Origin of the sequence: Peribacillus sp. B2I2 (assembly GCF_041261685.1) — a bacterium.
Classification (GTDB): domain Bacteria; phylum Bacillota; class Bacilli; order Bacillales; family DSM-1321; genus Peribacillus.
Map to the genome: position 1 here is coordinate 3,571,611 of NZ_JBGCCB010000001.1, position 20,371 is coordinate 3,591,981.

General features: G+C 41.5%; 25 protein-coding genes. 6 read left to right on the top strand and 19 right to left on the bottom strand.

Translation table 11 applies throughout. From position 1 onward, the window contains the following. Positions 1 to 119: 119 nt before the first annotated feature. From sigF to spoIIM, 11 genes are all read right to left on the bottom strand, one after another. Positions 120 to 887: an RNA polymerase sporulation sigma factor SigF gene (gene sigF / locus ABIE66_RS17575; protein WP_061463935.1), complete on the bottom strand. Its 768-nt coding sequence runs from the start codon at positions 885 to 887 to the stop codon at positions 120 to 122. Between the two features lie 13 nt (positions 888 to 900). After that, positions 901 to 1,341, bottom strand: a complete 441-nt coding sequence (gene spoIIAB, locus ABIE66_RS17580) for an anti-sigma F factor (protein WP_289315772.1) — start codon at positions 1,339 to 1,341, stop codon at positions 901 to 903. A 1-nt stretch (position 1,342) separates the two neighbouring features. Further along, positions 1,343 to 1,693, bottom strand: a complete 351-nt coding sequence (spoIIAA, locus tag ABIE66_RS17585; RefSeq protein WP_061463936.1) for an anti-sigma F factor antagonist — start codon at positions 1,691 to 1,693, stop codon at positions 1,343 to 1,345. Positions 1,694 to 1,824: 131 nt separating this feature from the next. Next, positions 1,825 to 2,991: a D-alanyl-D-alanine carboxypeptidase family protein gene (locus tag ABIE66_RS17590; protein ID WP_289325653.1), complete on the bottom strand. Its 1,167-nt coding sequence runs from the start codon at positions 2,989 to 2,991 to the stop codon at positions 1,825 to 1,827. Between the two features lie 199 nt (positions 2,992 to 3,190). Continuing rightward, positions 3,191 to 4,495, bottom strand: a complete 1,305-nt coding sequence (locus ABIE66_RS17595; protein WP_289315770.1) for a pyrimidine-nucleoside phosphorylase — start codon at positions 4,493 to 4,495, stop codon at positions 3,191 to 3,193. 66 nt (positions 4,496 to 4,561) lie between these two features. Then, complete coding sequence (locus tag ABIE66_RS17600; RefSeq protein ID WP_370015728.1) at positions 4,562 to 5,374, bottom strand: purine-nucleoside phosphorylase; 813 nt, start codon at positions 5,372 to 5,374, stop codon at positions 4,562 to 4,564. Beyond that, positions 5,375 to 6,577, bottom strand: a complete 1,203-nt coding sequence (gene deoB, locus ABIE66_RS17605) for a phosphopentomutase (protein ID WP_289325654.1) — start codon at positions 6,575 to 6,577, stop codon at positions 5,375 to 5,377. It abuts the gene before it with no gap. Between the two features lie 296 nt (positions 6,578 to 6,873). Further along, a complete protein-coding gene (gene xerD / locus ABIE66_RS17610; RefSeq protein WP_289325655.1) occupies positions 6,874 to 7,767 on the bottom strand; it encodes a site-specific tyrosine recombinase XerD in 894 nt (297 codons plus the stop codon). Between the two features lie 5 nt (positions 7,768 to 7,772). Beyond that, positions 7,773 to 8,000 carry a YqzK family protein gene (locus ABIE66_RS17615; RefSeq protein ID WP_095389711.1) on the bottom strand — a complete coding sequence of 76 codons (228 nt, stop codon included), beginning with the start codon at positions 7,998 to 8,000 and terminating at the stop codon, positions 7,773 to 7,775. A 206-nt stretch (positions 8,001 to 8,206) separates the two neighbouring features. Then, positions 8,207 to 8,665 carry a ferric iron uptake transcriptional regulator gene (fur, locus tag ABIE66_RS17620; RefSeq protein WP_289318338.1) on the bottom strand — a complete coding sequence of 153 codons (459 nt, stop codon included), beginning with the start codon at positions 8,663 to 8,665 and terminating at the stop codon, positions 8,207 to 8,209. A 119-nt stretch (positions 8,666 to 8,784) separates the two neighbouring features. Further along, a complete protein-coding gene (gene spoIIM / locus ABIE66_RS17625) occupies positions 8,785 to 9,432 on the bottom strand; it encodes a stage II sporulation protein M (protein ID WP_289315766.1) in 648 nt (215 codons plus the stop codon). Positions 9,433 to 9,571: 139 nt separating this feature from the next. Between spoIIM and ABIE66_RS17630 the strand changes: the two genes are divergently transcribed. Further along, a complete protein-coding gene (locus tag ABIE66_RS17630) occupies positions 9,572 to 10,135 on the top strand; it encodes a GNAT family N-acetyltransferase (protein ID WP_289325656.1) in 564 nt (187 codons plus the stop codon). 47 nt (positions 10,136 to 10,182) lie between these two features. Here ABIE66_RS17630 and ABIE66_RS17635 read toward each other — a convergent pair whose 3' ends face one another. Beyond that, complete coding sequence (locus ABIE66_RS17635) at positions 10,183 to 11,361, bottom strand: endonuclease Q family protein (RefSeq protein WP_370015730.1); 1,179 nt, start codon at positions 11,359 to 11,361, stop codon at positions 10,183 to 10,185. After that, positions 11,362 to 11,913: an NUDIX hydrolase gene (locus tag ABIE66_RS17640; protein ID WP_289325658.1), complete on the bottom strand. Its 552-nt coding sequence runs from the start codon at positions 11,911 to 11,913 to the stop codon at positions 11,362 to 11,364. A gap of 75 nt (positions 11,914 to 11,988) precedes the next feature. Between ABIE66_RS17640 and mciZ the strand changes: the two genes are divergently transcribed. The 3 genes from mciZ to ABIE66_RS17655 all read left to right on the top strand — a co-directional run bounded on the left by mciZ (position 11,989) and on the right by ABIE66_RS17655 (position 13,849). Beyond that, complete coding sequence (gene mciZ, locus ABIE66_RS17645) at positions 11,989 to 12,150, top strand: Z-ring formation inhibitor MciZ (RefSeq protein WP_289315762.1); 162 nt, start codon at positions 11,989 to 11,991, stop codon at positions 12,148 to 12,150. A gap of 56 nt (positions 12,151 to 12,206) precedes the next feature. Continuing rightward, a complete protein-coding gene (locus ABIE66_RS17650; protein WP_370015733.1) occupies positions 12,207 to 13,115 on the top strand; it encodes an aldo/keto reductase in 909 nt (302 codons plus the stop codon). 308 nt (positions 13,116 to 13,423) lie between these two features. After that, positions 13,424 to 13,849 (top strand): Ohr family peroxiredoxin, encoded by a 426-nt coding sequence (locus ABIE66_RS17655; RefSeq protein WP_252281220.1) that lies wholly within the window; start codon positions 13,424 to 13,426, stop codon positions 13,847 to 13,849. 576 nt (positions 13,850 to 14,425) lie between these two features. Here ABIE66_RS17655 and ABIE66_RS17660 read toward each other — a convergent pair. After that, on the bottom strand, positions 14,426 to 14,863 hold the full coding sequence (locus tag ABIE66_RS17660; protein WP_289325660.1) for a MarR family winged helix-turn-helix transcriptional regulator: 438 nt from the start codon (positions 14,861 to 14,863) through the stop codon (positions 14,426 to 14,428). Between the two features lie 187 nt (positions 14,864 to 15,050). Beyond that, positions 15,051 to 15,311, bottom strand: a complete 261-nt coding sequence (locus ABIE66_RS17665; RefSeq protein ID WP_289325661.1) for a YqkE family protein — start codon at positions 15,309 to 15,311, stop codon at positions 15,051 to 15,053. Positions 15,312 to 15,441: 130 nt separating this feature from the next. Here ABIE66_RS17665 and ABIE66_RS17670 point away from each other — a divergent pair, with 130 nt between their 5' ends. Continuing rightward, positions 15,442 to 16,341 (top strand): alpha/beta hydrolase, encoded by a 900-nt coding sequence (locus ABIE66_RS17670; protein WP_289325662.1) that lies wholly within the window; start codon positions 15,442 to 15,444, stop codon positions 16,339 to 16,341. A gap of 44 nt (positions 16,342 to 16,385) precedes the next feature. On the opposite strand, the gene ABIE66_RS17675 is transcribed toward ABIE66_RS17670, so the two are convergent. From ABIE66_RS17675 to ABIE66_RS17685, 3 genes are all read right to left on the bottom strand, one after another. Further along, positions 16,386 to 16,709 (bottom strand): iron-sulfur cluster biosynthesis family protein, encoded by a 324-nt coding sequence (locus tag ABIE66_RS17675; protein WP_289325663.1) that lies wholly within the window; start codon positions 16,707 to 16,709, stop codon positions 16,386 to 16,388. Between the two features lie 247 nt (positions 16,710 to 16,956). Then, positions 16,957 to 17,289, bottom strand: coding sequence for a YolD-like family protein (locus ABIE66_RS17680; protein ID WP_289315755.1), 333 nt, complete (start codon positions 17,287 to 17,289; stop codon positions 16,957 to 16,959). Between the two features lie 26 nt (positions 17,290 to 17,315). After that, complete coding sequence (locus ABIE66_RS17685) at positions 17,316 to 18,575, bottom strand: Y-family DNA polymerase (protein WP_289325664.1); 1,260 nt, start codon at positions 18,573 to 18,575, stop codon at positions 17,316 to 17,318. A gap of 413 nt (positions 18,576 to 18,988) precedes the next feature. Between ABIE66_RS17685 and ABIE66_RS17690 the strand changes: the two genes are divergently transcribed. After that, on the top strand, positions 18,989 to 19,648 hold the full coding sequence (locus tag ABIE66_RS17690) for a C40 family peptidase (protein WP_370015734.1): 660 nt from the start codon (positions 18,989 to 18,991) through the stop codon (positions 19,646 to 19,648). Between the two features lie 89 nt (positions 19,649 to 19,737). Here the strand turns inward: ABIE66_RS17690 and ABIE66_RS17695 are convergent, their stop codons facing one another. Beyond that, on the bottom strand, positions 19,738 to 20,265 hold the full coding sequence (locus ABIE66_RS17695; RefSeq protein ID WP_289325666.1) for a hypothetical protein: 528 nt from the start codon (positions 20,263 to 20,265) through the stop codon (positions 19,738 to 19,740). Between the last annotated feature and the right edge of the window lie 106 nt (positions 20,266 to 20,371).

The following is a 20,371-nucleotide window of genomic DNA, read 5'->3' on the forward strand; positions in this document are numbered from 1 at the left end:
AATTTGACCCCCACTCATATTTTCAAAAATTTTCATCCCACCAAGATATCCTGAGGGAATTACTTTTACTTTTTCCTAAAATAAAGATTTATCTCCAGCCAAATGAAAAACCACATGAATCACTGATTCATGTGGTTTTTCATTTGCTGAAGAATTTTCTTTTCCAGTCTTGACACTTGAACTTGGGAAATACCAAGCCTTGCCGCTACTTCCGATTGCGTCTGATCCTTATAATACCTCAGGAAAACAATCAGCCTTTCACGTTCATTCAATTCATGTATCGCTTCTTTCAAAGCGATTTGATCAAACCAAGATGTCTCGTTATGATCGGCAATCTGGTCAAGAAGGGTAATCGGATCTCCATCATTTTCGTAAACCGTTTCATGGATGGATGAAGGGCTCCTGCTGGCTTCTTGGGCCATGATGATTTCTTCTGGCGATAGCTCAAGGTGTTCCGCTAATTCGTTGACAGTCGGGACACGGCCATACGTCTTTGAAAGTTCCTCTTTGGCCCTGCGAATTTTATTCGCCATTTCCTTTAAAGACCGGCTTACTTTAACCGTTCCATCATCACGGATAAAACGTTGGATTTCACCAATGATCATTGGCACAGCATAAGTTGAGAATTTCACCTCAAACGATAAGTCAAATTTATCCACGGACTTCAACAGACCAATACAGCCAATTTGATAAAGGTCGTCCGGTTCGTAACCTCGATTGAGGAATCTTTGCACGACTGACCATACAAGCCTAAGATTGCTATTGACAATCAGGTTCCTTGCATCCTGGTCACCGCTCTGGCTGCGTTGGATTAAATTCCGCAATTCCTCATCTTTTAAATGGGGCTGGCCTTTCTTGCTCTTCTGGTTTTTAACCTCCACATCCATATGCAAGTCTCCCTTAATTGCACAAAGCTCTGCTTGTAGTTAAGTGCTTTTTTAATCGAATGATCGTGCCTTCGCCCTTATGGGAAATTATATGGATTTCATCCATGAAGTTTTCCATGATGGTGAATCCCATACCGGAACGTTCAAGTTCGGGTTTAGTCGTAAATAACGGCTGTTTAGCCTCCTCGACGTCCTCAATGCCCAGTCCTTCATCCCGGATGGTCAATTCCACAGTATCACCTTCGATGACCACTGAAATATAGACCCAACCTTCAGGGTCGCTCTCATACCCATGGATAATCGAATTCGTAACGGCTTCTGACACGACAGTCTTGATCTCAGTCAATTCATCCATCGTCGGGTCCAATTGGGCAATGAAAGCCGCAACAGTTACCCTTGCAAAAGATTCATTTTGGCTTAGTGCAGAAAATTTCGTTTCCATTTTATTTTTCATCTTAGGCAACCCCCAGTCTTTGCAAAGCGTTTTTTTCGGATAGTTCCATTTTAACAATTTTAAACAACCCTGACATCTCAAATAACCGCTTTACCGCTGGAGAAATTGCACAAACCACCATTTCACCTTGCTTTTTGTTTACCTGCTTATAGCGTCCTAAAATAACTCCAAGCCCTGAACTGTCCATAAAATGCAATTCTTCCATGTTGAGGATAATATGCTTGATGTTATGCTTTTGAATGGCTGCCTCTGCCTGGTTTTTCAATTTTTCTGCTGTATGATGATCTAAATCACCTTTGAGACGAATGCACAATACACGATTTTTCGCCTCCATATTAATCGTAAGACTCATTATATACAGCCTCCTTCACTGTCTTATAAAGAGTCAAATTCTCTTTTTCACCTGCAGATTCCTTCTTAGTGGCAAAACTAGTGGAGATTCGCCTAAATTAGTACAATTAACAGGCATTGCGACAATTTATTCTATTTCGCTTGGGCAAACATGCCGAAAGCCCGTTTATACAATTGCCACCAGCTGGCATTTTCAACAGTTTCTTTCGCGACTATTGGAGATTCGACATACACCTTACCGTTTTTCTTCAATTCAAGTGTACCAATTTGATCGCCTTTTTTAATGGGGGCATCCAAATTTTTATCAAGAGTGATTTTTTTTGTAAAGTCCTTTGGCGTCCCGTTCTTGGTTGTCAAAACTGAAATGGGTTCACTTGTCACTCCCATCACGGATTTCTTGCTGCCTTTACTTATCTTCGCTTCACCTAACACCTCACCGCGTTTATAAATCGGATATGTGATGTATTGCGAAAATGCATAATCCAACATCTTGGTGACCTGAGCGTTTCGTTCCTTTGGAGAAACGGCCCCGAAAACGACGGCAATGACACGCATATTCCCCTTTTTTGCTGTGGCTGTCAGACAATACTTCGCTTCATTTGTGAATCCTGTCTTCAGTCCATCCACTCCAGGGTAAAATTTCACCAATCTGTTCGTATTGACAAGCCAGAATTTCTTTTCGGTATTTTCACGGAGGTAATCTTCATATGTTCCCGTGAACCTTGTTATCGTATCGTATTTCAATAATTCCTTCGCCATGATCGACATATCATGGGCCGAACTGTAATGATCTTTAACAGGAAGGCCTGTTGCGTTTTGGAACTTCGTATTTTTCAACCCGAGGTCTTTCGCCTTTTTGTTCATTTTCCTAACGAACTCTTCTTCCGATCCAGCAAGACGTTCAGCCATCGCTACCGATGCATCATTCGCCGAACCAATCGAGATGCCCTTAAGCATTTGTTCTGTGGTCATTTCTTCACCTGGCTCGAGGAAGATCTGGGAACCTCCCATCGAAGCTGCATACTCACTAGTCCTGATTTTCTCCTTCATGCTGAGTTCGCCTTTATCGATCGCTTCCATGATCAGCAGCATCGTCATGATTTTCGTCATGCTTGCCGGTGAAAGACGAGCATCTGCATTTTTATCATACAGAATATTGCCTGTATCCCGTTCAATCAAAATGGCTGATTTAGCATTGGCCGCCAAGTCAACTCCCTTTTCTTCAGCTGCCTCTGTATGCGGGATGCTAAAACCCATTGCTACTAATACGGTTAAAAATAGAGAAAGAATCCGCTTCATCTCCATACCCTCCAATCTTTATATGATTTATTTTTTCCATCAAACCCATTTTTATACAAATAAAGATGAATTTTGAACATATAATGGATATTGGGTAACATATTAACAAAAATAAAAGAGGATGCGCATGGGCATCCTCTTTTAAACATTCAATGGGACAGACGTAAAAAGGCCGCTCAAAACCGCGGCCTTTTTTTTGTTATTCCATGATTTCTTTATAGATCAAAGTAGGTTTTTCCACTTTCTCTTTTGAAATCGCAATGCTTTCATACAATTTTTCTTTCACCTTTGAAACATCTTCAAAATTGCTGTAAATCGTCACAAGGGATTCACCTTTTGCCACGGATTCCCCGATTTTTTTACGGAGTACCAGCCCGACTGCCAAATCAATCTCTGACTCTTTTGTCGCCCGCCCGGCGCCTAAAAGCATAGCTGCCGTTCCTACTTCATCAGCGATGATTTCCGATACATATCCATCCTCTTTCGCTTCTAGCTCGAAAACATGAGCAGCCTGCGGAAGTTTTTCCGGCTGATCCACAACCGAACCATCGCCTCCCTGCGCTTCTAGGAAGACTTTGAATGAGTTAAGTGCAGAACCATCTTTGATCGCATTTTCAAGCAAGGTTCTTGCTTCTTCCAGCGAGCTTGCCTTTTTGGCAAGGTACACCATGTGGCTTCCCAGTGTTAAAGAAAGTTCCGTTAAATCTTCCGGTCCTTCCCCTTTAAGCGTATCGATGGCTTCCTTCACTTCTAATGCATTTCCGATTGCGTAACCCAGAGGTTGGCTCATATCGGAAATGACAGCCATCGTGTTTCGCCCCACATTGTTCCCAATGCTTACCATAGCATGCGCTAACTCTTCGGAATCTTCGAGAGTTTTCATGAAAGCGCCTGCTCCCGTTTTAACATCAAGTACAATCGCATCAGCACCAGCAGCGATTTTCTTACTCATGATCGAGCCGGCAATCAAACCGATACTATTAACCGTAGCCGTAACATCGCGCAATGCATATAACTTTTTGTCCGCTGGAGTCAGGTTACCACTTTGCCCAATGACAGCTATTTTATTTTTATTGACAAGTCTAATGAACTCGTCATTTTCTATTTCGACATGGAAACCTTTTACAGACTCCAATTTATCGATCGTACCGCCTGTATGGCCGAGCCCGCGTCCTGACATCTTTGCCACTGGGACACCTACAGCAGCAACCAATGGTCCAAGCACTAGTGTTGTGGTGTCACCAACACCGCCTGTTGAATGTTTATCGACCTTAATTCCTTCAATCATCGATAAATCAATTTGATCGCCCGACTCGACCATTGCCATGGTTAAATCAGCACGTTCCTGCTCATTCATCCCTTTGAAATAAACAGCCATTGACCAGGCACTCATTTGGTAATCCGGAATCGATCCATCGGTAAACCCTTTGATAATGAACTGTATTTCTTCTGTAGAAAGAGCCTTTCCATCACGCTTTTTCTCAATTAAATCTACCATTCTCATATTGGAATCCCCACTTTTTTAAAGACACCGCTTCTCTCAGGTGTACTTGTATTTTTTTGGATCGTTTTATATGTCTTTAACGATTTGCTTAACAAATTCCAGAAAACTGCTTTTCACTTTTTCCGTCGTTTCAATTACCTCTTCATGCGACAAAGGCTGATCCAGAATGCCTGCAGCCATATTGGTAAGGCATGATATTCCAAGCACCTTCATACCGCTATGCCTTGCTACGATAACTTCCGGAACTGTCGACATCCCAACTGCATCCCCGCCAAGGATCCTTGCCATTTTCACTTCTGCCGGTGTCTCATAGGTTGGCCCTGTATTTCCGATATAGACACCTTCTTTAATATCCAGGCCTAGTGAAGATGCAATTTGTTTAGCTTGAGTCCGAAGGTCTTTATTATAAGCTTCTGACATATCAGGGAATCTAGGGCCGAAACGCTCCTCATTAGGACCAATCAATGGGTTTGCCCCCATTAAATTAATATGATCCGTAATGAGCATCAAGTCACCTGGTTCATAGCTTTCATTAACGCTTCCGGCAGCATTCGTTACAATTAGCTGCTCAACACCAAGAAGTTTCATTACACGTACTGGAAATGTGACTTTCTCCATGGAGTACCCTTCATAAAAGTGGAAACGCCCTTGCATGGCCACTACCTTTTTACCACTTAAATTACCAATGACAAGCTGTCCAGCATGTCCTTCAACAGTCGATACCGGAAATTCCGGAATTTCGTGGTAAGGAATCGTTATGGGATTTTCAATTTCATCTGCTAATACTCCAAGTCCAGAACCAAGAATCAGTCCTATCTCCGGGGAGCCTTCAATCTTATTTTTTATGAATGACGCAGCTGTCTCTATTTTATTAAACATCTATTTAATCTCCCCTTTATTTAGATCGCCCAATATATTTTTCCCGAAGGCAGGCATTTTCACATCAAAATTAGCAGCGACCGTCGCCCCGATATCAGCAAATGTATCTCTTACCGGGAGCTCGGCACCTTCTGTAAATCGTTTGGAGTAGACTAATAATGGCACATATTCACGTGTGTGATCGGTTCCTTCATGTACCGGATCATTCCCATGGTCGGCAGTGATGATCAATAAATCATCCTCTTTCAGTTTATCTAGGACTTCCGGCATCCGAGCATCGAATTCTTCCAATGCCTTTCCGTATCCCTCTGGATCGCGCCTGTGACCGTATAAAGCATCGAAGTCGACCAGGTTAAGGAAACTTAGCCCTTTGAAGTCCTGTTCTATTGTTTGGATTAATTTATCCATTCCATCCATATTGGATACGGTCCTTAATGATTCTGTGACGCCTTCCCCATCAAAGATATCCGAGATTTTCCCGATTGCGAGCACATCATATCCAGAATCCTTCAATTCGTCCATTACTGTCCGGTTAAAAGGCTTCAATGCATAATCATGACGGTTAGTGGTTCTTTTGAAGCTGCCTGGTTCACCTGTGAAAGGTCTGGCAATCACGCGCCCAACCTTGAACTCATCAGCCATTGTCACCTCACGTGCAATTTCACAAATCCTGTATAATTCGTCTATCGGAACGATATCTTCATGTGCAGCAATCTGTAAAACTGAATCAGCTGATGTATATACGATCAACGCACCCGTTTTCATATGTTCCTCGCCCAGTCTTTCAATGATTTCCGTACCGCTTGCCGGGACGTTCCCAATAATTCCCCGTCCCATTTTCGCCTCGAGTTCATTGACTAACAATTCCGGAAAACCATCTGGAAATACACGGAATGGAGTGGATATATTCAACCCCATGATTTCCCAATGTCCAGTCATCGTATCTTTTCCTGTAGATGCCTCTTTCATTTTCGTATAGTATGCGAGAGGATGTTGAGCTTTATCAATCCCTTTGATTTCACGTATATTGCCTAAACCCAATTTTGCGAGAGTCGGCATGTTCAATCCATTCATTTTTTCTGCGATATGGCCAAGTGTATCCGCCCCTTTATCACCGAATAAATCTGCATCAGGTGCTTCGCCGATTCCAACAGAATCCATAACAACTACAAATATACGTTTAAATGCTGAATTTCCATTCATGAGTCATTCCTCCTAAAATAGTAATCAGTTTTATACTCTCTATAATACCCTTATACTGCACAGTTACTCTTCAAATAAATGCAATGATGATAACGTCAGAAGTCTGACCTCTCTATATTGTAAACGATTACCTAGATGGAGACAAATAATATATTTCACGAATGAAATAAAGTTCCATTGGATGTGCGCTAGAATCTCAGCAGCATTATGACTGTCGAGACAGATCGGAAAAAAGGCTGCTCCCTTCAACTGCCTCGCAGTTAAATTCACAACCTTTCTATCATTCTGCTATTCTATTATGCTCGCGGATGGAATTTTGAATATACATCCTTGATCCGTACGTTCGTAATATGTGTATAAATTTGCGTTGTCGAAATATCCGCATGACCGAGCATTTCTTGGACGGCACGTAAATCAGCCCCATTCATCAATAGATGAGTCGCGAAAGAATGTCTCAGTGTATGTGGTGTAATTTCTTTTTCTATTTGTGCCGATTTCACAAGTTTTTTTAGAATCTTCCAAAACCCCTGCCTTGTCAGCCTGTTGCCATGATGATTCAAAAAAAGTGAATCTGTCCTGTGCTTTGGGCTGGCCAATCTCCCTCGGGAACTTTCCATATAATGTTCAATGGCACCCAGTGCCGTTTGTCCAATCGGAATGATCCTCTCTTTATTCCCTTTCCCTACACAACGGACAAAACCCATCGATGCATGAACATCACTCACATCCATGGATATCAACTCACTGACACGCATACCTGTCGCATACATCAGTTCTAGCATCGCCTTGTCTCGTAAACCGAATTCATCCATTATCTTCGGGGCTTCCAATAGTGCTTCAACCTCTTCCATGCTTAATACTTTCGGAAGGCTTCGTTCCGGTTTTGGCGTTTCTATATGTATGGACGGATCCTGATCGGTTACTTTTTCCCTTAGAAGAAATTGATGAAAAGACCGGATGGACGCAATATGACGTGCTACCGTCTTCGATGATTTCCCTTGATCCTTCAAATGCACGAGAAAATGCAAGATGTTCACCCGCCGTGAATCATTCCAGTCGTTAATGGTTTCAACATCTTTCAGATAGCCCCAATATGATTTTAAGTCGCGCTCATAGGAGACGAGCGTATTCTTGGCCAGTCCTTTTTCAATGGTTAAAAAATGAATGAAATCCCTAATTTGATTCTCCATATTCATTACTCCCCGTTTAAATAAAACAACATTAAGCGTTCAAGCCATGCATCATCACCTGTATCAACAGCCTTCGATACTTTTACAGCCATACCTTTGGGTTCATCATAACGATGATAACTCTGATATTCCTGATTTAACCATACCATTCCTATATAAAAAAGAACAGTAAAGCTAACAAAGAGAACCATCACTTTAGCCGTATGCAAAATAAGCGATAATGATGTTTTCATCATCTTTCCCCTCCCATTCGATCCTCTGTATCAATCTATGCCCAACAGGACAAGTTTTATACGTGTTTAGGTAAGGAGAAAGCAAATACTGCACTTACGTGAGAAAATTCATTCCTTCATCCTGATATTTTCCTGATGTCTCGCAATAGGTTTTAGCCCTTTAAAAATGCAGAAAACCTTCTCCACTAAATGGAAAAGGTCCAACTTCATTCACCTTTGTTGTCTTCTTTGTCATGACATCGATGACAAATGCCATGAAAGGTTAATCTATGGTCTTTAATCTTGAAGTTCCAGTCGCGTTCGACAATGTCTTCTACGTCTTCAAGTAGGTCTTCCTGGATCTCATCTACCGCACCACATTCCACACAAACAAGATGATGATGGAAATGCGCAGCTCCTTCTTGTCTTAAATCATAACGGGAAACCCCGTCTCCAAAGTTAATTTTATCTACTATCTTCAATTCAGTCAGCAACTCTAGCGTACGGTAAACTGTTGCCAATCCAATTTCCGGCGACTTTTCTTTGACAAGGAGGTAAACGTCTTCTGCGCTTAAATGGTCCTCTTCATGCTCAAGTAAAACGCGGACGGTCGCTTCTCGCTGAGGCGTTAATTTGTAGCTGGACGAGTGCAACTGCTTTTTTATCCTATCAATTCTGTTTTCTATTTCCATACCTAATATTCCCTCCCGCGCCGCTATCCTATCCATTATATCAAATGAGGGAAAACTGTCAAAATAGATTTCTTGTTAATGATAAAAAAATTTGCGGGAACCGTAAATTTCCATCAATGACCCAATAAACTTACGACATTTTTCATTAAGGAAGGGGATAGGTACGCTTCAAATGCAGCAGCTGTAACCAAAAATAACCCCGACAAAATCAATGAGAAAATATACCGTGATATTATCGGCTTCAGTGGCTCACGAACCTGCTTAAGGAAAATCCGGCTGATCATTTTCATTGATAGTGAGACGGCAAGGACGGTTATCACGATGAATATAGGGACTATGAATATATTTTGGGGCAGAATGGCGACAAACGATAATAAAAACCCACTCCACCCCATTTGATTGACTAAAAAGCCGACTGTGAATCCAACAACCATCCCTTTTATAAATAGCAAAACCAAGATGACAGGCAAACCGATGACCGATATTCCGAGAATCCAGATGACGCCGATATATTTTATATTATGCATAATACTTTGGCTGAACATATCATGCGAAGATGCAAATTCACCTTTGGATACTTGTCCGAAAAATTGCGATAAATAATAGAACAAGTCTTCCTTTTGGGTAAAGCTCAAACTATTCACCAGTACTGCCCCAAAAATGACACCCATCAAAAAAAGCACAGTGATAAAGACATATAATGAGGAATGTTCGTTAATATGTTTCATTACGGCATTTTGTACGACAGATTTTTTTTTCATCTTTCATCCTCCCAACTCCGCTTACTAGAATCTATGTTTTCACTCTCTCATTTATGCTAAGAAAACTTTCCCCATCAGCAGAACACCTTAAACTGAATTTGTGTTATAATTTCCCAAAATCATTATATGGAGGTAGGATATGAAAGCTATATTAATGGATTTCCCCGAAAAAATTGAAACCCCACGATTATATTTAAGACCATGTCAGCCTGGTGATGGCCTTGACGTTTACGAGGCCATTGTCCATTCTAAACATGAATTGAAACAGTGGCTGCCATTTGCCCATCAAGATGCGTCTCCGGAAACTTCAGAACAGAACGTTCTTAAGTCCTTTGCGGACTTTATTATAAAAGAGGATATTAGACTTCATATTTATAGGAAAGAAGACGATCAATTCATCGGCTCCACTGGTCTGCACCGGATTAACTGGGATATCCCTAAATTCGAAATTGGCTATTGGATTGATACGAGGTACAGTAAACAAGGGTACATAATGGAAGCGGTCGAAAAGTTAACCAAATTCGCTTTTTACCATTATGGGGCAAAGCGAGTTGAAATCCGCTGTGATCCTAAAAATATTGCCAGCAAACGGATACCCGAGAAGCTAGGGTTTATCCTTGAAGGAACTTTGCGTTATGACTGTCTAAGTGCTGATGGCAAGGAATTGCGGGACACCTCCATTTATGCAAAAACTACAAACTAAAAAAAGTCCTGACAGGTAACAATCATCTGTCAGGACTTTTATTCAGGTTAGCTTTCCTTTTTGACTTTTCCGTATTTGCCTCCGCCCCCCACCTCAAAAGAAAGCGTCCCTTTTCTGGCAGAATCAATGTATCGAGCCAATTTTTCAGGCACGATTTCCATGAGCTGTTCAAGCGTAACTTCATGAAGGATATTCATCTCTGTTCCAAATGCCTCCAGCAGTTTTTCCATCGATTTAGGTCCAAGTCCTGGGATGAAATCGAGTGGTACTTGATGGATATATGGTGGCCTTTCCCTTCCATATCTTCCGTTGATTTTGGTAATGGAGAGTTCGTTGATCCTGGACGATACTCCTTTTATAATGGATTTATTACCACACTCAGGACATTGTTCACTATCCCTCAACACCTGGTGTAAACACCCTGAACATACGGTTTGATGATATTTTCCCAATAAGGGGTTCAATCCATAATTAACGGTCACCTTACGATTCCCTTTTTCTTTAAGGGCTTTTGCCAGCTCATTGAAACTTGGTTCTGCAAGCAGGACTTTTTGATATTCACGAGCGATTTTCCCAAGCGAATGAGCATCAGAATTTGTCACGAATACATAGGAGTCCAACTCCTCGATATCCTTGACCATTTCTGTATCTGAACTTAAGCCAAGTTCGATGGCATCAATCAGCTTCGGATCGAATACTTCTGTCAGACTGGACCGCACTCCTTTTCCATACAAGCTTTTAAAAGGGGTGAAAACATGTGCCGGGATAAACAGGCCGCCCAGTGACTTCACCATCTTTTGCAGCGTTCTTCCATCACAATAAATCCTTTGGGAGCTCAAGGTTATATTTTTAACATGTCCGCTCATCCATGAGGAGAAATCCTTCATCGCTTTTAAAGTGGGAAAATAGGCGAGGACATGGATTGGTCCATTACAATTCTGGTCATAAATTTCAATCTCCGAGCCTGGAATGATGGTTGTATTCCTGTATTGAAGTCCACCTTCCATCTTTTCCGTGATTTCGCCATCCAGAATCCCCGCTTCGATCTCTTCGATAATTTCAGGAGAATGGCAATCGATTATCCCGATTAGATCAAGGCCCTTCCTTTCACTCGCCACTTGCAGCACCTTGCTGAAGGTTAACGTCTTAGCACCTGTTATTTTCACGGCCCTTCCGCTTCTCGTTCTGCCTATATGGATATGCAGGTCAGCGTAAAACTCCTTCATTTATGAAGTCATCGCCTTTTTCAACAGCAGATACTGCACGGCATATGCCGTTTTGGCATCCTGGATTTTCCCTTCAACCATATAAGTTTGAGCTTCCTCCAACGTGAGTTCAATCATCTCGACAAATTCATCTTCATCCAGTGGGGCCGCATTTTCTTTCTTTTTCAAATTGTGGGCCACATACAGGTGGACCAATTCATCGGCGAAACCTGGTGAAGTATAGAAGGATATGATGTGCTCCATTTTTTCGCATTCATAACCTGTCTCCTCTTCCAACTCCCGTTCTGCCGACAGAACCGGTTCTTCCCCTTTTTCCAGCTTTCCTGCAGGGATTTCCACCAAGCTTCTCTCCAGCGCTTTACGGTACTGTTCAACCATGATGATTTTATTTTCTGCAGTAAGAGCTATGATGGCAACCGCTCCCGGATGTTTGACTATTTCACGTTTACCCGTTTTCCCATCAGGAAGTTCAACATCATCCACTTGCAGGCTGATTACCTTTCCTGTGAAGATTTTTTCCGAAGACAGCGTTTTTTCTTCAAATTTTTTCATCCTGACCACTCCTCTGTTCTAATTGCAGCATGATTTCTCATACATTTTACCATAATAGAGAGGGAGGGCGATTTAATGAAAGTTTACGTATTGGAAAAAAGCGTTACTTTATCCGGAAAGAGTTGGGAAATCCTTCAAAAACTAAAACAATTGCAAAATCAATATGTCTATATCAATGATTGGATTGCCGACATACACCATCAGGCGCCACCCGCTCCTTTAAAACGGATCAAGTGAATTCTTTGAGTGAAATGGATTTCTCCTTTACAATGAATGTAAAGGGAGTGGATAACATGAAAAAACGCAGACTAGGCAATTCAGAATTGCTAGTATCTGAAATCGGGCTCGGATGCATGTCATTGGGGACTGTTGAAAATCAGGCATCCGAAATCATACAGGCCGCTTTAGATGAAGGAATCAATTACTTTGATACGGCTGACTTATATGATTTCGGTATGAATGAAGAAATCGTCGGAAAGAATTTAAAATCGGTCCGCGATAAGGTATACATAGCCACCAAGGTTGGAAACCGTTGGAATGAAAATAAGGATGCCTGGAGCTGGGATCCATCTGGCTCTTATATTAAAACGGCAGTAAAAGATAGCTTAAAACGGTTGGGGACTGATTATATTGACCTTTATCAATTACATGGAGGCACCATTTCAGACAATATCGGAGAAACGGTAGAAGCATTTGAAGAACTGAAAAAAGAAGGCTATATCCGATATTATGGAATTTCCTCGATTCGTCCGAATGTGATCAAGGAATTCACTGAAAAATCCGAGCTCGATTCCGTAATGATGCAGTTTAATCTTCTCGACCGCCGCCCAGAAGAGTGGATGTCCCTTTTGGACAACAAACAGATCAGCATCATCGCCCGTGGGCCCCTTGCTAAAGGGTTGCTTAGCGAGAAAATGCTTGCAAAGGCAAAAGAGGATGGATACCTCGACTATAGCTATCACGAGCTTAAGGATTTACTTCCGCAATTAAAGGACAAACTTTCTGATAGGAAGTTGAATGAAACGGCACTTCAATATGTATTGTCCCATCAAAGCGTCGCTACCGTTGTACCAGGAGCAAGCTCAGTACAGCAGCTCCGTGAAAACTGCCAGGCCGCTAACAGCTCTTCACTGTCCAAAACCGAGCTTGATATCTTGAAGCAGTTGACCAAAGCGAACAAATATGTAAGTCACCGGGAATAAAAAGTTGTTCGAACTAAACTAAATGTTTCAAAGGAATGTCAGGACGATCTTTAGAGGCTGCCTTATCTGCGTTTAACCAACGGGATAGGCAGCCTATTTCCGTTCCGTCATTTTATTTTCCATAGTGCTTCTGTATCTCCTATCATTCTAATCCTTTCCAGACCCCACTTCTAATATATTCAGTTGATGAATTTTGATCGATAACTTCATTCGATATAGTTTTTCAACTTTTTCATTGCCATCCTAAAGTTAATGTTGTACAATTCAGTTGTGCACAATTAAAAATAAGAAGGTAAGGGAGAAAAATCATGACAAAAACATTATTTACAACATCAGTAACAGTGGATGGCGGAAGAGAAGGAACGGCTATTTCCGCTGACGGTAACTTCACGGTTGATATTGCGATGCCGGGAACGCCAAGGGCTAAACAGATGCCTGAAGCATCTAATCCGGAACAGCTTTTTGCAGCTGGATATGCTGCATGTTTTGATAGTGCCTTGCAATCAGTTGGTAAAATTGAACGCGTTTCTTTCGATTCCAAAGTCACTGCAAGCGTCAGTCTATTGATGGGTGAGATGCATCAGTACAGCTTGGCTGTAACTTTGGCCGTGAAGGGATCCGGGGTCGATAAGGAGACATTCGAAACCCTTGTTCATAAAGCACATCAAATGTGTCCTTATTCAAAAGCAATCAACGGCAATGTGGATGTCGCCATTGAAATAGATGTAGATTAATCCGACAAAAAGACGCTTGGGGGTTCCCAAGCGTCTCAGACTGTAGACAAACTCGAAGAAAAGCGAGTTTGCCTGCAGTTTTTTATTTTAAAAAAGTTGCAGTTGATTTCAGCCGGTGCACTTTTTTCGACCTACACCGTACTTTTTTCGTTATCCGGAGCTTTTTCCCGGCAGTCCACGCAGTTTTTCAACTTACACCACATTTTTTTTGGCCGTTCACGCAATTATTCGACCTACACTGCACATTATTCGACCGTTCACGATTTTTTTCGACCTACACCGCACTTTATTCGATCTTTCACAAATTATTTCGACCTTCATTTCACTATTCGGACGCCGAAGCAATTATTTAAGATCCACGGATCAAATCCGCTCCCTTTCCGTCGACTGTCAGCCAAGCGTCTGTGGGGTCTCGGCTAGCCAGTTATTCGGCAGGAGTGTCGCAAATTTCTTCAATCTACTAAGGTTTGGATAACCAAGCCTTCTTTTATAATTTGGTTAGGGATAAGACCATTCCGAATCTCCTTTTTTCGACAAACTAAAACGCTTGGGATTCCCAAGCGTTTTTCCTTTTTGCTAAAATTCCTGTAATGTTTTCAATAGTTGGAGCAGTGAAGCTTTCAAATCCTCAACCACCCTCTTATCCTCACCCGACATAGCCGAAATTCGATCGGGAATGAGACAGGCCTCTTCCTGTAAACCATGTCCCTTTTCCGTCAGCTTTATCATGACAGACCGTTCATCTTCAGTGGAACGTTCACGGACAATCAAGCCATTCTGCTCCATTCGTTTCAACATGGGGGTTAGCGTTCCTGAGTCGAGGGCAAGCAGCTCCCCTAATTTTTTCACTGTAAGTGTATCCTGTTCCCATAGTAGAAGAAGAACCAGATATTGAGGATATGTCACTTCGAGTTTATCAAGCAGCGGTTTATATTTTTTCGTCATTTCCCTTGAACTTGCATAAAGCAGGAAACATAATTGGTTTTCCAGTACATTTTCTATTTTACTTTGCATCATATCACCAGCTAGTAGTAGTCCATCCGATATGAATGCATATCGAACTTATCTTTAATATAATCGTTATACTTTATAAAATAAAGGAATATCAGCAAGGAATGTTCCCCTATCCTTTTCTAAGAATGGTTCTTTCCTGTTGTTAGGAACGAAAAAGGGAGACGCCCCTTAAACTGCTCCCTGTTCTTCATTTATAGTTCTTCCAGTTCATATTGCTTTCACCCAATAGTTCTTCGAATGATTTGTTCTTCTCCCGCTGCTTTCTTTCTTCGCGTTTTTTTTCTTCTTCCGCTGCCCTTTTCTCTTGTTCAGCCTCATTCAGTTCCTTTTGCTTTTGACGAAGCTGGGACATGATATCTTGATTGATCATATCACCAAGTTTCAATGATGATGAATCTTTATCTTGGTTTTTGCTTTGATTTTGATTTCGCGGCTGTTTCTTTTTCATCCTTAAAACCTCCTGGCCATTTATGAAATTATTATATCACGACTGCCGTTTTCCTCGTTATGGTTTTCAAACAGTGTTTTCCCATTTCCCTCATGGTAAAATAAAGAAAATCAACCGAGGAGGATCCTTCATGAAGAAATGGTGGTTTACACTCGCTGGAATCCTAACCTATATCATCGGCGTCGGCATTTATTTTTCCAATCGGATCATGTACATGAAAAAAAAGGAAGCTGATTTTATCCAGAATCGTGAAATCACGGCTAAACGCCTGATCAGGGAGGATTTTGATAATCTGCCTAAAACGGAAATTTGGGTATCCTCACCATCCGGATATTCCTTGAAATGCTTGTTTATCGAACCGCATGATACCAATAAGTGGGTGGTCATTTCCCATGGTGTGACGGAGAACAAAGTCAATTCCATTAAGTACATGAATATTTTTCTTAAGCGGGGCTTCAATGCCATCATTTATGACCACCGCCGGCATGGGGATTCCGGTGGCAAGACGAGCAGTTATGGACATTATGAAAAATTCGACCTGAAAGCCGTAATCGATGAATTGAAAAGGCGTAAAGGTTCTGATCTTCATATTGGCATTCATGGAGAATCCATGGGGGCCGTAACCCTGCTTTTATATGCCGGAATGCTTGAAGATGGTGCTGACTTTTACATTGCGGACTGTCCATTTTCAAATTTCGAGGATCAGATCAAACACCAGCTCAAGCTTGAAATCCCATTTCCCTCTTGGACCGTGTTTCCGCTTGGGCGTACGTTCATCAAACTCCGTGATGGATATTGGACCAATGAAGTGTCCCCAATCGATTATATGAAAAATATCCGAAACCCCGTGCTCTTCATCCATAGTGAGAATGACAGCTTTATTCCTGCTTCCATGACAGCGGAATTATATGCAGCAAAAGAGGGCCCAAAGCAGTTGTACATCGCTAAAAAAGGGGCCCATGCTCAATCTTATAATGAAAATCCAAAAGAATATGAAGATCAAATCGATCAGTTTCTCGAACTTGTCTGAGAAGAAAATGAGAGGGATCCAAGATTCCCTCTCATTTTCTTCAGTTAGATTTTATTAAAATAGCTCATCCTCGGATTTAAGATTTGATTCGGACTTTTTAACTGAAAGCTGTTCGCTTCCGGAACAAAGTCTATTTTCATGACTTCATCCAAAAAAATCATTTTCGATTTCTCCACATATAGAGGGATTCCGTTTGTTTCCGCTTTTTCGGTACCTTCCTCAGGTTCGTTGACCAACCATAGCGCCGTCACACCACTTACCACGCAGCCACAGCCATCAGTATCATATTTCAACTGTAAATATCCTTCTTGTCCCTGTACCTTATCGGCTATTTTCTCAGCCGCTCTTTCCGTCCATTCAATATACATGATTACATGCCTCCCGATGTCTTTGCATTCCCCCATTATAAACGATAAAAATGTTTCTGTTAACGAAACTGCCTGCTTCCTTCTGCAAGATCGGCCGACATGAAAATCACTTTTTCCATTAACCGTGCTACAAGTCAGATTCCCTTTTGCCCGATGATTTCCTTTTATCAAGATGAAAATACAGTAAAGAGGATCGATGTCGTTCCGAAAATGAAAGGCTGTCCCTTGAGAACAGCCCTTCCGCTCATTATTCCATTATCCTTACATCCGCTATATCGGAAAGCCTGATATAGTGAGCCTGCTGAAAGCGATCAACGATATGAAGCTTTTGGGTGAGCTCATTATAATAATGGATCCTGCCGATTAACAGCTGATACCGGTTTCCTTCATAATGAGCAATCGCGACATCCTTTCTTTCCTCCATCGCTTCCCCCATTACCGCATTCATTTCTTCCAGTTGCTGCTCATCCAGGATGCGCTCCGTTTCATAGCCATCCTCCACCACCCAATCCCGCAGCATCTTCACATGCTCCGGCAACATCATCGATGTCCATTTGATACGGCCGCGATCACGAATCATTCTTTTCCCTCCCTTCAAAGTCAACCTTACGCCTTATGCCCACCAAGCAGCCTGCTTCGGTGAACAGCTGTACCCGCTTCTGTATACGAAACTGCACGCAATAACGATTTGGGTCCATATTTATGGCGGATTCGATCAACCGTGTAACTCAATTCCCGCTTTTTCCAGCGCGAAGCATCAAATAAAGTCAGCTGCATTTCGTTATCATCCACAATATTCGAGAGTCGGACCTCTATGCTCCGAACCGTTTTTTGCTTATAGTTCTCATGAAAAAGCTCCAGGCAAACTTTATATAACTCCATCGTAATGTTGGTCGGTTCGCTGATCGAACGCGAACGATGGAAACCACCGCCAAACTCATCCTTGCTGTAACCAATGCTTAGGCTGACCGTCCTTCCTGCCTTGCGATGGGTACGTGCCCTTCTTCCAACTTCTTCGCAAATTTCCAGCATGACCTGCTTGACCTCATGCTCCGCCTTATAATCCCTAAGCAGGATTTGACTTTTGCCAAAGCTGACCTGCCCTTCGATGATCACTGCCCCCATATCCGATAAATCTATTCCCCACGCATGGTGGTAAAGCTGATTGCCCATAATTCCAAACTTCGCTTCAAGTAATTCAAGATCATAATTGGCAAGCTGCCCAACCGTGAATATTCCCATTCCATGAAGGGTTTTTTCTACGCGCCTGCCGATTCCCCACATTTCACGAAGCGGGGAAATCGGCCAAAGTTTGTTTGGCACATCCTCATACTTCCATTCTGCAATCCCTTTATCTTTGGCTTCCAAATCAAGGCAAAGTTTTGCCATAAGCATGTTCGGACCAATTCCAATGGCACATGGGAGCTGTAATTCCCGTTCGATTTCATCTTTTATCTTTTCAGCTATCACCCGGGCATCTCCCCATAAAGAAGCGGCACCATCGACTTTCACAAAACTTTCGTCCACACTATACACGTGAATCGCTTCTTTGGGCACATAACGGTTGAACAAGCGGGTGATTTCTGTCGAGACCCTTAAATAGGTCGCCATTTTGGGTTCAACGACGACAATCCTTGGATCATTCGGAATCTCAAACATCCGCGAACCTGTCTTGATGCCAAATTCCTTCTTCATTTTTGGAGAAGCTGCAAGCACAATGCTCCCCGTCCTCTTCAAATCACCAACCACCGCCAGATAACAATCGAGTGGGTCCAGACCAAGCATGACCGCAGAACAGCTTGCATAAAAACTTTTCATATCGATACACATAATTGATTGTTTCGGCATCGTCCCATAATCCATCATTTCTTCACCCTAACAAGAATATACGTTCGCTTTTATTATATTCATAACTTTAACCGAATATACGTTCTTATTCAATGGAAGTTTTCATACAAATTTCTACTTTTTATTGTAATTCCCTTGAAAAATATAACAGACCCTAAAAACGGATAAATTACCATATTTAAACTATGTTTCCATATAGTTTTTTTCAAATAGATTAATTAGTAACTTGAATAATTTCAAGTGAATCCATATGCTTAGTTTTTTAAAATTCATCCACCCTTTTCAATAGACTTTCGTCTATTTAATTTTAGTCTTACTACTCATTTTTTGTAATGTAATTGTAACCAAAATTATGTCTAATTGTCATAATGGTATTGTAGGATAATATTGTTAAGAATAATAGAGAGATAGATAGAGAGGAAATGAAAATTATGAAGAAATGGATCGCTTCAGCTGCTGTTGCATCTGCCATGATGCTAACCCCACTGCAAGCCTTTGCAAATATCGGAGATCAAACCCTCAGACCCGGAATGACACATAGCGATGTCAAACAACTACAACAACTTTTAAAAACCAAAGGTTATTTCACATATTCAGGTTCACTGACTACATATTACGGCACCTATTCTGTATCTGCAGTAAAAAAATTCCAAAAAGCCAAAGGATTAACTGCCGATGGGATTGCCGGCCGAGGCACATTTAATGCGCTTGGTGTTTATAATGTCAATAATACAAGCCTGATAAGCTATGCAAAAACCTTAATAGGCAAACCTTACAAATGGGGCGGAACAACACCGACTGGATTCGACTGCTCAGGCTTCGTCTATTACGTATTCCAGAAATCACAAGGAATTACCTTACCTCGTACAACATCATTGCTCTATTCCAATACAGGTTTAAAAGTATCATCACCAGCTAAAGGTGATCTTGTATTCTTTGATACTTCTTCTGGAAGAACAGGAGTATCCCATGTTGGGATCTATATCGGAAATGGTCAATTCATCAGTGCTACGTCTTCTAAAGGAATAACCATCACGAATATGGATAATTCTTATTGGAAACCAAAATATTTAGGTGCGAAAACGTTATAAAATCCAGGACATGAGCTCATCCTTGTGAGCGAAATCCCATTAAAAAAACCGGACTGAATTCATAAATGATTCAGTCCGGTTTTTTTGATTTATTTTATATATAATATTTCATCCGTTAAATCCTCTATAGTCACCATGAATGATGAATCCAAATTGGAACGATTCATCATTTCAATATTATACACATGCTCTGAGGGCAAATGGACGACATCGAGAACCATGAATCGCTGACTTTCCGCTTTACTGACATGATTGAGGGCAGCAGTGACAGCCCTTTGTTCGGCCAAACTTTTTTCATCCGTCAAAACAAGAATCAATTTCGCTTCCGCTTTCCCAGGAAATGATTTCTTGACCCCGCCCCGGTGCCATGGTTTCACTTTCATCCCGATTTCCAAGTCAGAATATTCGAGGTCATTACCATGTTGATCTTGAATATATGTATCATTGGTCACCCTATAATAAGTCCCTTTAATCAAAATCCTTTTATCGTCAAGATCTGTAATGAAACCTTCTTCCCCCTTGGCAATGGCTTCACCCATGTTCCAATCAGAGGATTGACAGCTACCCAGAATAAAGACAACAATTATATATATTAAAAGGTTTACAATCATCTTCATGAAAATCCCTCCTAAGAAATAGACGGATTCCCCATGAAATAGTTACCAATTTATTCAGAATAAAACTTCCTTTATTTCATAAAAAAAGGGGAATGTCATCGACATT